This window comes from Croceicoccus hydrothermalis (assembly GCF_022378335.1).
GTDB lineage: Bacteria > Pseudomonadota > Alphaproteobacteria > Sphingomonadales > Sphingomonadaceae > Croceicoccus > Croceicoccus hydrothermalis.
The window spans coordinates 39,500-54,779 of the sequence record NZ_JAIQCI010000022.1; the positions used below are offsets into that span (position 1 = coordinate 39,500).

Annotated in this window: 12 protein-coding genes; 5 read left to right on the forward strand and 7 right to left on the reverse strand. The window is 61.5% G+C overall.

What is annotated here, in order from left to right:
* Positions 1-13: 13 nt before the first annotated feature.
* Both K4G67_RS13255 and K4G67_RS13260 read right to left on the reverse strand, forming a co-directional pair.
* A complete protein-coding gene (locus K4G67_RS13255; protein WP_239806837.1) occupies positions 14-1,057 on the reverse strand; it encodes a substrate-binding domain-containing protein in 1,044 nt (347 codons plus the stop codon).
* 151 nt (positions 1,058-1,208) lie between these two features.
* Positions 1,209-2,426: a sensor histidine kinase gene (locus K4G67_RS13260; protein ID WP_239806838.1), complete on the reverse strand. Its 1,218-nt coding sequence runs from the start codon at positions 2,424-2,426 to the stop codon at positions 1,209-1,211.
* 396 nt (positions 2,427-2,822) lie between these two features.
* Here K4G67_RS13260 and K4G67_RS13265 point away from each other — a divergent pair, with 396 nt between their 5' ends.
* Positions 2,823-5,768, forward strand: a complete 2,946-nt coding sequence (locus K4G67_RS13265; RefSeq protein ID WP_239806839.1) for a TonB-dependent receptor domain-containing protein — start codon at positions 2,823-2,825, stop codon at positions 5,766-5,768.
* A gap of 107 nt (positions 5,769-5,875) precedes the next feature.
* On the opposite strand, the gene K4G67_RS13270 is transcribed toward K4G67_RS13265, so the two are convergent.
* From K4G67_RS13270 to K4G67_RS13285, 4 genes are all read right to left on the reverse strand, one after another.
* Positions 5,876-7,564: a putative 2OG-Fe(II) oxygenase gene (locus K4G67_RS13270; protein ID WP_239806840.1), complete on the reverse strand. Its 1,689-nt coding sequence runs from the start codon at positions 7,562-7,564 to the stop codon at positions 5,876-5,878.
* Positions 7,546-8,286, reverse strand: coding sequence for a 2OG-Fe(II) oxygenase (locus K4G67_RS13275; protein ID WP_239806841.1), 741 nt, complete (start codon positions 8,284-8,286; stop codon positions 7,546-7,548). Before K4G67_RS13275 ends, K4G67_RS13270 begins: the two co-directional genes overlap by 19 nt.
* Before the next feature lie 272 nt (positions 8,287-8,558).
* Positions 8,559-9,143, reverse strand: coding sequence for a recombinase family protein (locus K4G67_RS13280; protein WP_239806842.1), 585 nt, complete (start codon positions 9,141-9,143; stop codon positions 8,559-8,561).
* A gap of 340 nt (positions 9,144-9,483) precedes the next feature.
* Positions 9,484-10,089 carry an SOS response-associated peptidase gene (locus tag K4G67_RS13285; protein ID WP_239806843.1) on the reverse strand — a complete coding sequence of 202 codons (606 nt, stop codon included), beginning with the start codon at positions 10,087-10,089 and terminating at the stop codon, positions 9,484-9,486.
* Positions 10,090-10,189: 100 nt separating this feature from the next.
* On the opposite strand from K4G67_RS13285, the gene K4G67_RS13290 reads away from it, so the two are divergent.
* The 4 genes from K4G67_RS13290 (at position 10,190) to K4G67_RS13305 (ending at position 14,795) form a co-directional block, all read left to right on the forward strand.
* The gene (locus K4G67_RS13290; RefSeq protein ID WP_239806844.1) at positions 10,190-10,480 is read left to right on the forward strand and encodes a hypothetical protein; all 291 of its coding nucleotides are present in this window, start codon (positions 10,190-10,192) and stop codon (positions 10,478-10,480) included.
* A gap of 131 nt (positions 10,481-10,611) precedes the next feature.
* Entirely contained in the window at positions 10,612-12,534 is a 1,923-nt protein-coding gene (locus tag K4G67_RS13295; RefSeq protein ID WP_239806845.1) for a PAS domain-containing sensor histidine kinase, read from the forward strand.
* A 2-nt stretch (positions 12,535-12,536) separates the two neighbouring features.
* A complete protein-coding gene (locus K4G67_RS13300) occupies positions 12,537-12,914 on the forward strand; it encodes a response regulator (protein WP_239806846.1) in 378 nt (125 codons plus the stop codon).
* Positions 12,915-12,998: 84 nt separating this feature from the next.
* Complete coding sequence (locus K4G67_RS13305) at positions 12,999-14,795, forward strand: sensor domain-containing diguanylate cyclase (RefSeq protein WP_239806847.1); 1,797 nt, start codon at positions 12,999-13,001, stop codon at positions 14,793-14,795.
* Between the two features lie 136 nt (positions 14,796-14,931).
* On the opposite strand, the gene K4G67_RS13310 is transcribed toward K4G67_RS13305, so the two are convergent.
* Positions 14,932-15,280: integrase core domain-containing protein (locus K4G67_RS13310; RefSeq protein WP_239806848.1), on the reverse strand; the 349-nt coding region annotated here is incomplete at its 5' end.

Genomic DNA, 15,280 nt, shown 5'->3' on the forward strand with positions numbered 1-15,280 from the left:
GTCTATATCCGGATTATTTCAGAACCGAGGCATCGAGCAGCGTCAGGTTCTTCGCCGTGTCGGCGGTCCGCGCCTGCACCGCATCCGACGATGCGATCATGCCCCGCCCGGTCAACATGCCGTCGCGGCCCCAGTTATCGATCCAGGTCTGGATATATTCCTTAAGCCCCGGAACCGCGTCCATGTGCTGCTTCTTCACATAGAGATAGAGCGGACGGGCGCCGGGATAGGCGTTGCTGGCGATGTTTTCGTAGGTCGGCTCCACCCCGCCGAGCGGCTGTCCATGAAGGCGCTGTGCATTTTCCTCAAGGAAGCTGTAGCCGAAGACACCGACGGCCTGCGGATTGGCGACGAGCTTCTGCACGATGAGATTGTCGTTCTCGCCCTGCTCGACGAACTTGCCGTCCTTGCGGACCTCGGTGCAGATGGCTTCGTATTCTTCCTCGTTGCCGTCCTTGAGCGCGGCGGTCGCGTCGTCGGTCTTGCACCCGGCGGTCATGATCAGCTCGGCGAGCGCATCGCGCGTGCCGGACGAGGGCGGCGGGCCGTACACCAGGATCGGCTGATTCGGGAAAGCGGGGTTGATGTCGTTCCAGTTCTGCGCGGTGTTTTCCTCGCCGAACGGGCGGGCCGCGATCGCCTGGTAGAATTCGCGCGGCGTAAGTTCGAGCTTCAGCCCGTCGGCGGCGGATGCAATGGCGATGCCGTCCATGCCCACCTCAAGCTCGACGATATCGGTCACGCCATTGTTCTGACAGGTTTCGAATTCGGACGCCTTCATCCGGCGCGAGGCATTCGCGATGTCGGGATGCGAGACGCCGACGCCGGCGCAGAACAGGTTGATACCGCCGCCCGTGCCGGTCGATTCGATGATCGGCGAGGGATATTGCGGATAGCTACGGGCGAATTCCTCTGCCGCCGCCTTGGCGAAGGGGTAGACGGTGGACGATCCAACAGCCTTGATCTGCTCCCGCGAGGAAGACTGCGCCCCGTCGCACGCGGCAAGCGCGACCGTGCCCAGAAGGACGGGCAGGCTCTTGAACAGGATATTCGTCATCGATTCGATTCCTTGCATGCAATTTTCAAAGGCCGGAACACCGGACAGTTTCGCGCGTATTGTTTAAGCCGTGTCGCGCCATGCGCGGCCCCCATGACAGCTTTATGACAGTGACTCAACCGGGAGTGCACACGCCGCGCAAACCGGTCCCTCAACCGGCGCGATGACCGGGCGCACTATCGCCCGCATCCCCCTGTAACGGAAGGCGAACCGTGATCGCGGTGCCTTCGCCCAGCCTGCTGCGGATGTCGAGCCGGCCGCGATGCCGTTCGACGATATGTTTCACGATCGCAAGGCCGAGCCCGGTGCCGCCCACGGCACGGCTGCGGCCGGGATCGGTACGATAGAAGCGCCGGGTGAGGTGGGGCAGGTGTTCCGCCGCGATGCCCGCGCCTTGATCGGTCACCACCATTTCGGCCTGATCGTTGTCGAGGCGGGACAGGGTGATCGTCACCGGTGCGTCCTCCGCCCCGTATTTGAGCCCGTTGTCGACGAGATTGCGCAGGAGCTGATCGACCTGCTGCCGGTCGCCGCGCACGGGGAGGGGGGCGTCCGTACACTCGAGGTTGACGCGATGCTCGCCATGCAGTGCGGCGGTTCCGGACGCGACCGTGCGCGCCATGTCGCCGAGATCGAAGATGGCAGGCGGCAATTCGTGCTTTTCGGCCTCGATCCGCGAAAGCGACATCAGATCCTCGACCAGCGCCTGCAATCGCTTGCTTTCGCGCAGGATGGTGCGCAGGAAGCGAAGGCTGGTCTCGGGCGTGATGTGCGCGCCGCCGCCCGCCTCGATCAGCGTTTCGGCATATCCGATGATGGAGGCAAGCGGTGTGCGCAGCTCGTGGCTTGCGTTCGCGACGAAATCGGTATGGGCACGGCTGATGTCCGCCTCCGCCGTGCGATTGACGAGTTCGACCATTGTCGAGGTCGCGTCGATGGGGAGCAGCGACACGTGCCATATGCTGCGCGAACCGGTGAGACCGCGCACGATCGCCTGTCCGCCGCCCTCGCGGTCGAGCAGGCGGACCGCCTCGGGATGGCGAAGCGCGACGCGCGCGTCCTGCTGCACGATATGGCCGCCCAGCACTTCGCGCGCGGCGGCGTTGGCAAGGATGATGCGCCCGCTTTCGATCACGAGGTAGGGCAGGCCGAGCGGTTCGAGAAAATCGCGCAGCCGGTCGGTCTGAAACAAGGCATTGGGCGGGGGCGGCGCCTGCGTGTCTTTTTCCCGCGGCGTGAGGAAGAGCGAGGCGGCCCATATGGTGAGCACCGAAAGCCCGAGCCAGAACTCACCGGCAAGGACCATGATCGCGATCCCGCCCACGAAGGCGAGGAACAGACCCGGCAGGGGCAGGGGGCGGTGTTGCATGAATTCGAACCTGACCTCGTAGGTTGTTCATTCCCGGCACTTCGAAGCGATGTGCCCGTGCCGGCGGAGTTGTCGCGGCCCCGATGACGGATGCCACGCCCGCCTTAGGGGGGGAGTGGAGGCGATGCTATCTCCAATTCCCAGAAATCACCGTCGGGATCGGATGCGCGCCCGATCGAACATGCCTTGCAAGACGGAGAGTGTGATTTGATTGCAACAGATACTTACGAATTGTTGCAGTTTTGTTGGAGGTGCCTTGTCTCCCTATGCGTCGCGACGCAATAGATACCGCAATCTTGGCCGGGAAGGGGGGCGGAAATTGTCGACCCGCGGGGCAGGAGACTCATGAGCTTCCGATTATCGGTGGCTGAGGACTAGTTTAGGGGATTTTCCATCGTGAAATTCAAGACCAATTCCATGCTGAAGGCCAGCAGCAGCCTTCGCGCCGCGGCCTTGGTGGGGGCGACCTCGCTTCTCGCCGTTGCAAGCCCGGCATTCGCGCAGGCCGACATGGACGAACCCGGCGTCGGTTCGCCCACCAATTCTTACGAAGACCAGGTCGGTCAGCCGATCGTCGTTACCGGTTCGCGCATCGCGCGCCGCAACCTCGAGACCGCGGCCCCCGTCGCCGTCGTCAACGAGGAAGAGTTCGAGCTTTCGGGTTCGGTCAACGTCGAATCCGTCATCAACGCGCTGCCGCAGGTCGTTCCCGGCCTGAACGGCAACTCGAACAACCCGGGCAATGGTGCCGCCACGCTGAACCTTCGCGGTCTGGGCGAAACCCGCACAATGGTGCTGGTCAACGACCGCCGCTGGATGTTCTACGATACCTCGCAAATCGTTGACTTGAACACGATCCCGCAGTTCCTCATTCAGAACGTCGATGTCGTGACCGGCGGTGCCTCGGCCGTTTACGGTTCGGACGCGCTGGCAGGCGTCGTCAACTTCAAGCTGCGTGACGATCTCGACGGCATCCTTCTCGGCGGGCAGAGCTCGATCACCGAGCGGGGCGATGGCCACCGCTACAACATCGACATCGCGCTCGGTTCCGACCTTGCCGACGGTCGCGGTAACGTCACCGTCTGGGGTTCGTACAACCGCCGCAAGGAGATCTTTCAGGATCAGCGTGCGTTCTCGCGCTTCGCAGCGGTTGATGGCTGTATCGTTCCCGGGTCCATCGACGGCGATACCGGCATCAGCGACCAGACCGTTCCGTTCAGCACGGCCGCAGGGCAGACCTGCGTCGGCCAGGGTGGCGTCATCGGTCCGATCGCCGGCGGTTCGTCGGGCGTTCCCACGACCTATGTCGACGCACTGGGCGCACAGTTCGCGAACAGCGGCGGCACGCTCGTCGATTATTCGCCGTTCAACTATGCCCCGTTCAACTACCTGCAGCTTCCGCAGGAACGTTACATGCTCGGCGGCTACGGTCACTATGACATCGCCGATGGCATGACCGCGTACACCGAACTGTCTTATGTCAACTCGAACGTGCCGCAGGAACTGGCCCCGACGCCGGCGTTCCTGACCGTCGACCTCGACGTGGACAGCCCGTTCTTCGACGAGTCGGTTCAGAGCCAGCTTGCCGCGCTCGACACCGATGGTGACGGTTTCGTCAGCTCGCAGGTGCGTCGCCGCCTTCTGGAACTCGGCTCGCGTAACTCGAACGACGACCGTAACGCCTTCCGCGTTCTGGGCGGTCTGCGCGGCGAATTCTCGCCGGCATGGGGCTATGACGCGTATTACATGTATTCGCGGACCCGCAATTCGCAGATTCAGTCGGGCAATGCGTCGATCAGCCGCTTTACCCAGGCTCTGCGGACCGAGTTCGACGATGATGGCAATCTCGTCTGCACCAATCCGGCGAACGGCTGTGTGCCGCTCAACATCTTCGGCCTGAACACGATTTCGGACGAAGCGGCCGACTTCATCCGCATCGGTGCGCAGAACACCGAAATTTCGTCGCTGCAGGTTGCCAACGCAACCGTCAATGGCGAGCTTTTCGAGCTTCAGGGCGGTGCGCTGGGCGTGGCCTTCGGTGCCGAATATCGCAAGGTTTCGTCGGAATACATTCCCGACACCTTCCTTGCATCGGGCGACGTGACGGGCTTCAACGCCGGTCTGCCGACCGAGGGCAGCTATGACGTGAAGGAGCTCTTCGGCGAACTTTACGTGCCGCTGATCAACGGTGGGTTCGTCGATCGTCTCGAACTGACCGGTGCTGTGCGTTATTCCGACTACTCGCTCGGCGCAGTGGGCGGCGTGTGGACCTATGCTGGCGGCGTTACGCTTGCTCCGATCCGCGACATCACCCTGCGTGGTCAGTATCAGCGTGCCGTTCGTGCGCCCAACGTCGACGAATTGTTCGGCGGTGCGTCGCAGGGCTTCCCGCCCGCTACCGACCCGTGCTCGAGCCGTAGCACGAACCAGAGCGACGCTGTGCGCGATCTCTGCATCGCGACGGGCGTGCCTGCCGATGCGGTCTTCACCGATGCGGTTCAGCTGAACTCGCAGATCGAAGGCCAGTTCGGCGGCAACCCGAACCTCGAAGAAGAAACTGCCGATACGTTCACCGCCGGTGTCGTGCTGCAGCCGTCCTTCATCCCCCGTCTCGCCATCACCGTCGACTATTTCGACATCAAGGTCGAGAACCTGATTTCGACCCTGGGTGGCGGTCTGAACAACGCCTTGTCGCTGTGCTACAACACGATACAGGACGTCTCGAGCGAGTATTGCCAGGCCATCAACCGTTTCGACGATGGCAGCATCAATTTCGTCGAGATTCTGAATGCCAACATTTCGGAACTCACGACGTCGGGTATCGACCTTGAGGTCAGCTACGCGACGCCGGTCGGCTTCAGCATGTTCGGCGCCGGTGAGAGCGACCTGTCGTTCTACTTCCTCGGCACCTGGACGGACGAGAACACCTTCACCCCGGTGGCGGATCTCCCCGATCAGACCGAGCAGTGTGCGGGTTACTACGGCTCGACCTGCGGCACGCTTCAGCCCGAGTACAAGTTCTCGAGCCGCGTGACGCTTTCGGACGGCCCCGCAACGATCAGCCTGCGTGGCCGCTATGTCGGCGAAGCGGAGGACGATCAGCTGCGTGACGGCGTGGATGCGGCATCGCTCGCCATTCCGCGTCTGAAGGAAACCTTCTACCTCGATCTCGCCACCTCGTTCGAGGTTCTGGAAAACAAGGTGATCACCTTCGGCGTGAACAACCTTCTCGACCAGCAGCCCCGTCTGACCGGCGATTCGCAGCAGCAGGCGAATACCTACCCGACCGTCTATGACGTTCTGGGCCGGGACTTCTTCGTCTCGTTCAAGGCGGAATTCTGATCCAGGCGGATCAGATCCGATCGAAATGAAAGGGCGGTGGCACACAGGTGCCGCCGCCCTTCATCGTTCCGGGATTGAAGCGCATTAAACGCGCGCTCGATCTTCGTTCAACGGGGGACGACGTCGAAGGCAACGGTCATACGCTGGCCGCCTTCGAAAGGTCGCGTGCCGTGATACAGCGTGCTGGGAAAGAGCACGAGATGCCCGCACCGCGGTTCGATCATCCGCTCCGGCGGCAGGTCCAGCCGCAGGTCGCTTGGCGGCCTTCCCAGTTCCAGCCATCCGGCGCTCTCCGCCCCATCTGTATCGGGAAGCTCCAGATAAATCGCGGAGGACACACATCCTTTGGGGTGAATATGCGCCGCATGAAAGCCTGAGGCATTCAGACGGACCGACCAGGATCCATCGGTTCGCCAAGGCGCGTCGCGATATCGGAGCAGGGGGTGCCGGTCATCGCGATCGGGCAGCGCCTCGCGATAGCAAGCCAGCGCCTGCATCACGGCGTCGTGAAGCGTTCTGATTTCAGGCGTCGAACGCGCGAATAGCCGCCCGCGGGTCTGGCTGCCGCCACGCACCGATTGGCCAAGAGGAAGAGACGACCGTTCGTGAAGCGCATGGAGGACCGAACAAATCGTACGAAGCGATTCCGGTTCGAGCGGGAGTGGCAGTCGCTGCACAAGCGTATTCTGACCGTGCAGCCATTCCAGCCGGCGATCCTGTGTCAAACGCCAGCAAATCGAACGAAGCGCCCACGCCCCGATGTCGAACGGGCGTTCGTCCAGAACGCGAAGCAACAACGCTTCGGCCCGTTCCGGATCGGCCAGTCGGATCCAGTGGCGTGCTTCGTGCAGATCGCGCGTGGCACTTTGCAATGGCAGCGCCGCGAAAATTGCGCCTGCGCGCGCATCGTCGCCCGCCTCACCGGCATGGACCGCCTCAAGCAAGGCAAAGCTCAGGTTGTCGGGGAAATCGCGCCGGGCCTTTGCCGCGACATCCGCGGCCTCGGCAAAAAGGTCGAGCCCGGCCAATTGCCGCGCCCATTCCAGTCGTATCCCCGCATCGTCGGGCGCGCGGAGCACCGCCTCCTGATACGGTGCCGTGAAGTCGTCATCGCCGCGCGCAAGACGCAATTGCGCCGATTGGGCAAGCGCATCGGTCCATCGCGGAGCGGCTGCATTCAATCGCTCCGAAAGTGCGAGTGCATCGTCATTCCGGCCAGTAATTTCGAGCGCCTGCGCATATCCGAGCAGGGTTTCGGGATCGTTCGCGTTCAGACGCAGCGCGGCTTCGTATCGCGCGACGACGTCGGCGTCCGCCCGTTCGAGCGCGATACGCGCCCGTCCGTGCATCGCCCGCGCATGATCAGGCTTCAAAGACAATGCGTGGTCATAGCTTTTCGCCGCCTCGTCGAGGAGGGAAAGCGCGCGTTCGACATGGCCCCGCGTCGCGAAATAGCGCGCATCGCGGTGCGCACTGCATTCGCATCCGGAAAGCGCCGAGAGCGCTTCGTCATGACGGCCGAAGCGGTGAAGCGCGATCGCGAGATTGGTCGCATATTCCAGGGAATCCGGCCTCAATCGGAAGGCCTGCCGATACCAAGCCAGCGCCTCTTCGCGCCGGTCGAGGCGGAGCGCCAATCCGCCCGCACTGTTCAAAAGCGCGGCGTGGTCGCCCGCCAATCGGACCGCATGCGCCATCCTCTGCATCGCGGTTTCGCCGTCCCCGGCGCGTTCGGCCGCGAGAGCCTGTTCCCGCAGGCTCGCCAGATCCGCAGCCTTCACCGGTCGCGCGCCCATCCCGTAATCGCGAAACGGCCCGCAGGCGCGAAGGGGGGAACATAGGACACCGCATGTCGTTGCGGCACCAGAAACAGATTGAGCGCGTTGAAGCGCGGCTTCCATCCCGCGACGATGTCTCCATCCGGGTCGTGAAAGTTCAGATATCCCCCCCATTCCGGGCGCCAGTCGGCATCCGCGAAATTGAGGACATAGGCAACGCGCCACCCTTCGGCCACGTGGCTGTCGTCATGCGTGGCGAGGAAATGGTTCGGCCCGTAAAGCGTGGCCTGCGCGTCCGCCTTCCTCAACGCCTCGATGCCGGTTACGTCGCGCAAAAGTCCAAGATATTCCGGCGTATTGAGATGTTCGAGCAGGATGTCCTGCGCGCTTCCCTCGGCCCATTTTTCGCGATAGGCATCGAGCATGGGGTAGCTGCCGAAGCGGAATGCGTAATCTTCCCCTCGGCTCGCCGCGGCCTTGTGCGTGCTTTCCATCATGGCCTGTAGACGGGTGCGGTGCCCTGCATCGCGCAAATGCTCGGCACGGATCAGGTTCGGTCCGTCATTTCCTGCCTGCCAGGCGAGGCCCCAGGGGGTTGCCGATTGAAGCACATGGCGAATTTCGCGTGCGCTTTCGTCGGTCAGAACGTTGCGGATCTGTACACGACCGTCCTGCGCAAAGCGGCGGGCCAGCGAGATCCGATCGATATCCGGGTTCAGCTTGAAAAGCGATTTGAGCACGCCGTTCTCGCTACAGCCCCATAACCCGCGATGCAAGATTTAGGGGGAGCCCGGCCGACGATGCGAAGCGAGGGATGGCAATGGTGACCCCTACGGGAGGGGTCGCCCCATCTGGCAGCTATGGAAATTCAATGACTTACAAGGCAAAAAAGACGACAGCCAATCACCTTTTGTAGCACCTTGTAGCACCAGCCCTTCGTCTAATATCTTACACCCTCGCGAATGCAATGCCTGTGATCGAACGCCGGAAGAAAGCATCAGGTATGCAAAGGTTAGTGTGCATCGCGGACTGCGGTCATGACCGCGGTGTAAGTGCCGCGTTCCAGAAAGGTTGCGAACATGAAGCAGACGATCTCCGCCTCCTCTTCTACTACGACCAGTTCGCCGTCATCGTAGTCGTAGGCAAAGGGAGCCAAGCGTCCATGGATCCGGCCGTGGCGCTTGCGGTTGCAAATGGAATCCCGAACCCGATTGGTGATCGTCTCGGGCTCGAACTTAGAAAACGTCAGCAGGACGTTGAGGGTCGTCCGTCCCATGCTGTCTGACGTGTCGAAGGCCTGCGAAACCGAAACCAGCGCCACGCCCCGTCGATCAAACATCTCGATCAGTCTGACGAAGTCGAGGAGGCTGCGAGTGAGACGATCAACCTTGTATACTATCACGAGGTCGATTTCGCCTGCCTCGATGTCGCGCATCAGCGCGGCGAGGGCGGGGCGCTCGAGGCCACTTCCGGACTGGCCCCCGTCGTTGTAACAGCGTTCAAGGCCTACCCAGCCGCGATAGCTCTGGCTTGCCACGTAGGCCGCGCAGATTTCCCGCTGTGTAGTGATCGAATTTACTTCGCTATCGAGCCGCATGCTTGTGCTCTTGCAAGTGTAGATGGCGCACCGCGTCCAGGCAGTGGGCGAAGGGGGAACATGGATACGACCATTCGTGGGCCTCCGTAACGCTGCACAGCAATTCGCAAGCGGCGATCCCACCTACTCGAGATCTGACTCGCACGCATCACGGAGGGACGGCGCCTTTCCGTTGCCGGATAGTGCGGCTGGCCGTAACGAGGACCTGATCCGACGCAGCCTTTTCCGTCCGTCGAGAAGATCGGGTTTGCCGGTCCGGCACCAAAAAATTAGCGACCAAGGAGCCGTCGGCGATCCTTTGCCAAAATTCCAAGTGATTGGGGCGCTTAAAAGTTGAGGCCTATCCTGCCCATCGTTCCGGCGTGCGATCAATGCGAAGCTCGCCGTCGTATGGGATGCATATTGATCTGGCTTCCTCCGTCGATCCGCTCTGCCATCGCCGCCATTGCTCAGGTCCACGAAGAACGACTGGCATCCGATCATGGACTGATGACATCTGCTGGTTAGCGTCCGTCATGATCATCGAATAGCTCCGCCCCCACTCCTCGCTTTCCCGCCATATCCCGGCAACGGCAAACAACTCCCGGTCTGGCAGCGTGATCCACGTCCGTGTCATCTTACCGCGCTCCCCTTCGGCTTCAGCGAACGCTTCGAGCGGTATCAGGCAGCGTCGCTCTTCGAAGCTGTCACGCCAGAAGAACGTGTCGAGTTTGTCCGCACGGGTGTTGTTCACCGGTTTGGGCTTGAGCGGCCTGCCCGTCTTCCTGCTCGTCTGCGCGAGTGGAAATCCCCAGACCATCGAACGAATTCCGCCGTCCACGACGACCAGGCCGGGATAGCCCGGATAGACCTGCTCGACGACATTGGCGCCAGCGGTCGTATCGACGGCGTCGAACCATTGGGCGACCTCGCCGCCGTTCTTCGTCAAGCGGTAGAGGTTGAACATCCACTGGTGCTGAACACGGCGCGCGGCCTTGTCAACGTCCAGAACGAACGAGGAACAAACCGCTTGCTCCGACTTAGCGGCTGATGCCAACGCCGGACGCATGGTCCGCCGCACCCGCCTACAGTCCAAGACCGACGATCTCGCCTATCCCATCAGAGTGAAGTTCCGCGTGCCGCAGTCCGGTTTGGGCGCGACCATCGATCGGCTGGCAATCTGGCTGCGGAACGAGCTGGGCGAGAACCGATACGCCATGCATTCGGCGAGCGTCCTTTTCGGACAGGGCATGGCCCTCCACTTTCGAACGCTCGAAGACGCGCAGCGCTGCGTGGATGCCTTTCCTGAAATGAAGATTGCGGACGGCGTCGGCACGTCGGTCTATTCGTCTCCCTGACGGGATGCGCACAGTGATCCGATGACATGGGACCGAGGCGTCCAAGTTTCGCCGCTACGAGCGGGGCAAATCGGTTCAGGTCTACGGCTTCGCGATTGTCCTTTTGGAATTACGGCATTACGCTTATCCCATTGATTGACTTCGAGCATCTTACGAGGTCAACGGGCGGAAATCAAAAGATGCACGACCAGGTAGCCACCTTAGAGTCGGTGCTCGACGAAGAACGGTCAGCAGATATGGTTGAGCGCGTGCGAATCCACGACTGGTCACCGACGTCTCTTGGACCGGTCGAGGATTGGCCGCAATCGCTGCGCACCGCTGTCGACATCATGTTGGGATCCGGCCACGCCATGTGCATCGCGTGGGGATCCGAACGCGTCTTCCTATACAACGACGCCTACGTGCCGATCCTAGGTTCACGCCATCCCGAAGCGCTCGGGCTTACCTTCGCGCAGGTATGGCCGGAGATATGGGACAAGATCGAGCCCCTGGTTGATTCCACATTTGCCGGGAAGACGAACAGTTTCCGGGACATGCCGCTGTCGATGACCCGTAACGGCTATGTCGAGGAAACGTTCTGGACGTTCTCCTACTCGCCCATCCGCGACGAAAGCGGTGCCGTTGCCGGACTGCTCAACGTCACGATGGAGACGACGCAGAACGTCATTGCAGAGCGGCAGCGCGATGCGGCGCTCGCGGAACTGAGGGCCAGTGAAGCCTTCCTGTCCAACGTCCTCGGCGCATCGACCGACTGCTTCAAGGTGCTGGATCTCGAAGGTCGCCTGACCTTCATGAGTGAAGGCGGACAACGCGTGATGGAGGTCAGCGACTTCAACGCGATCGCCGGGTGTCCATGGCCCGATTTCTGGTCGGGCCCCGGTCACAAAGAAGCGCGGTTGGCAGTCGAAAGCGCCGGGCGCGGCGAACCCCATAGCTTCATCGGTCAGGCCGATACGATGGGCGGAACGACCAAGTGGTGGCATGTCGCGGTCAGCCCGATCCGCGACGAGAACGGCGAAGTCGATCGCATCCTGTCGGTGTCGCGCGACATCACCGACTTGCGCGCCAGTGAGGAGGATCGCGACAGATTCGTCCGGCTGATCGAGAACAGCACCGATTTCGTTGGCATGGCCGCACTCGATGGCAAGGTCTTCTATGTCAATGATGCAGCACGGCGGATGGTAGGGCTCGAAGGGGCCGACGTCACCGAGCTGGTCATTGCCGACTTCTTCCCCTCCGAGCAGATCGAAAAAGTCGCGCAAGAGGTTCTTCCCGCCGTCGAGCGGGAGGGGCATTGGGAAGGCGAACTCGCATTCAAGCACTTCGGGACAGGCGAACTCATCCCGGTCCTCTATTCTGTCTTTCCCATCGTCGACGCAAACGCTGCGCTGATTGGATACGGAACCGTCACCCGCGACCACCGCGAGCGCAAGCGGGCCGAGGAGGACATGCGGTTCATGAACGGTGAACTGGCGCACAGGCTGAAAAACGTGCTCGCCGTCGTCCAGTCGGTCGCTCAGCAAACGCTACGCGGTGCTACGGATACGGCAAGCGCGGCGCAGAGCTTGGGCTCGCGCCTCACTGCCCTTGGCGCTGCAACGGACGTGCTTACCGGCTCCTCTTGGCGCTCGGCGGACCTACGCGAGGTCGCGACGGGTGCCCTCGCACCCCATGCAGAAATCGGTGAGCGTATCACGATCGATGGCCCGCAGGTCACTCTGAAGCCCGAACTTACCGTCGCGTTCGCACTGGCGCTCCATGAGCTTGCGACCAATGCCGCCAAATACGGCGCGCTTTCGAACGAGACCGGCAAAGTGACGCTCGAATGGACGATCGAGGGCAGCGGTGAGGATGCCATTCTTACGCTGATCTGGCGTGAGGAAGGCGGACCGCCGGTGGTTCCACCCGAGCGTAAGGGCTTCGGTTCTGCGCTCATCGACCGGTCCATGCGATCGTATTTCGGCGGAAAGGCCGAAACCGATTATCGTCCCGAGGGTTTGGTATTCGAACTCGAAGCGCGGCTTACGGACGCCGCAGTCGCAGCTAGGAATTGATCGTGGGTCAGAGCAAGCCGATCGGCACGAAGATCATCCTCATCGTGGAGGACGAAGCGATCATCCGGTTCGATCTGGTCGACTATTTCCTCGACGCCGGCTGGCGCGTGTTCGATGTGCCGAACGCCGAGCGGGCAATAGCCGTCCTCGAAGAACGCACGGATATCCGCGTGGTGCTCACCGACGTACAAATGCCGGGAGAAATGGATGGCATTCGGCTCGCACACTACGTGCGGGATCGGTATCCTCCGACCGTGTTGTTCGTAATGTCAGGGGCGGTGCCCATCAGGAAGGAAGAGTTGCCTGCGCGCGCAATGTTCCTGCCGAAGCCCTACGATCCCCAACGCCTGCTCCGCCTCGTCGAAGCCGAAGTTCATTGAGGGGCGGGGGAGCAGCTCTCAGTTTGGGACCGCGAAGTTCGTTATGGTTAACACGCGTTAACCATTCACCCCTAACGTCACCCGATGGCACACGATCGAACATACCTTCGGACGACCGCGAATCTGCTACCTCTCATCACCGGTGCGATCTATTTCCTCGCCGTAACGATCACCCTCCAACTGGTCGGAGGTAGCGGCGGCGTCGCCATCTCGTGGCCGGCAAGCGGCCTTCTGCTGGCGGTTCTTCTTGTGCGCCCTGAAACCGAATTGAAACGGCATGTCGCCGCTGCGGCAGTGGCGAGCTTTGCTGCCAACCTCATCTTCGGGAACAGTCCGCTGATTTCGGTCGCTTTCACCATTGCCAATATGGTTGAACCAGTCGCGATTAGATCGGTTCTCTCAACCACACTCAAGCGCCAGATATCGTTTGCCCAACCACGTGATCTCTTGTGGTTCTGCATCGCGGCCTTGGCGGGATGCGCACTTAGTTCAGCGATAGCGGTAGCAGCCGTTTCGAAACCCTCAAGCGAGTTCTGGTTCTCGTGGTTCTCGACCGATCTCTTGGGGATCTTGATCCTGACACCACTCATCATCATCGGCGTAAAAGCGATCGGAAGGAATGGGCCTCCTGCCAGTAACGCCCGCACGTTCGAAGCCGCCGGCATCTTTGGTCTGGTGACAGCGGTATCGTGCGCGGTATTCTGGCAGCCGGGCGCACCTATTCTCTTCCTACCGATGCTCGTCGTCCTCATTGCAGCGGCCAGACTCGGTCCATTGGGAGCGGCCGGTGGCGTTCTTATCGTGGCGACCATCGGAACCCTGACGCTGGACACTTGGTCGCCGGCACAGATGCTTTTCGGTAGCGGTCCGCTGGCTAAGAGCCTTTATCTGCAATTCTATCTCCTGATCTTGTTCGCCGCCGCGCTCCCCATCGCAGCCCTGCTGGCGTCCCGAGATCGTATCCTTGACCGGCTGGAAGAGGAAAAACGGCTGCTGGAGCTTGCTGAGGAGACAGCGAGTCTCGGCCATTGGTGGCTGGACGTCTCGACAGAGGAGGTCCGCTGGTCACAAGAGGTTTTCAATATCTTCGGCATCGAAGGAGAGGTCCCCCCGATCCTCGAAGATGCGATAAACGCCTATCACCCCGACGATCGCGGCATCGTAACTGCAAGCCTCGAAGAAGCGATCGGTAACCGCCGGGGATTCGAATTCACCGCTCGCATCATATGGCCGGACGGGGAAATCCGTCATGTGCGCTCGCGCGGCGAAATAGACGATCATTGCGGCGACGGGACGTTCGGGCTGTTCGGCATCGTCCACGATATCACGATGCAGGTTTCGCGCGAGGCCGCGATCGTCGAAGCTCGGACGCGTGCTGAAGAAGCGGCGCGAGCGGCAAAGATCATCGCGGAAACGGATCAACTGACCGGTATCGCAAACCGGCGCCGGGTCACTTCGGATCTTGTCCAAGCGGTTCTGACCGCCCGTCGGGAGCGGCAACCGTTGTCCATCGCTCTGTTCGACATCGACCATTTCAAGCGTATCAACGACACCTATGGGCACCAGGCGGGCGATGAAGTCCTCAAGCGGGTCGCTGCGACTGCCGCTGGAGCGATACGTGCGCATGATCTCGTAGGTCGGTTCGGCGGTGAGGAGTTCGTCGTCGTCCTCCCCGACACTACTGCGGAAACGGCAATGTCCGTCGCCGAACGCGTGCGGAATGCCATTGAGACTGGTGGATATACTCCCGCGGTGACCGTCAGCATCGGAATAGCGCAGTTGACTGTCGGCGAATCCGGCGAGAACCTCCTTCAACGAGCTGATCAGGCTTTGTATGTCGCGAAGCGTGAGGGTCGTAATACCGCGAGGCTGGCCGCCTGAGTAGGGTCGGAATGCAGCATAAGAGCTGGGTAGAAATGCGCTCGTCGCCCCCGTCGATTGCTTAGGTGTTGTCGGATAACTTCCCTTTCAACAACGAAAGGCAGAGCTCGTGACGTGCTCCCCTGATTGTTACCATTCAGAGGTAGAGTCTCGCTCCTTCATGATTGATGTTTGATGGGATGGCAACGTGTCTGGGGGCATGCCCCCAGACACGTTCGTCGGCGATCTCGGCGGGGGTCTTCCCGCCCAGTTTCGAGTGTGGTCTGACCGTGTTGTAGTCGTGCCGCCGGCGCCCAGCACGAACCAGGCGTTGGCCAGCGAGGTGAACAGCGTCTCGTTGAGGCATTCGTCCCGCAAACGGCCATTGGAAGCGAAGCTGGCCAAAGGCCAACCTCTCCACAAAGCCGTTCTGCATCGGCTTGCCCGGCGCGATGTAATGCCACTCGACGCGCCGTTCCTGCGACCAGCGCAGGATGGCCGACGAG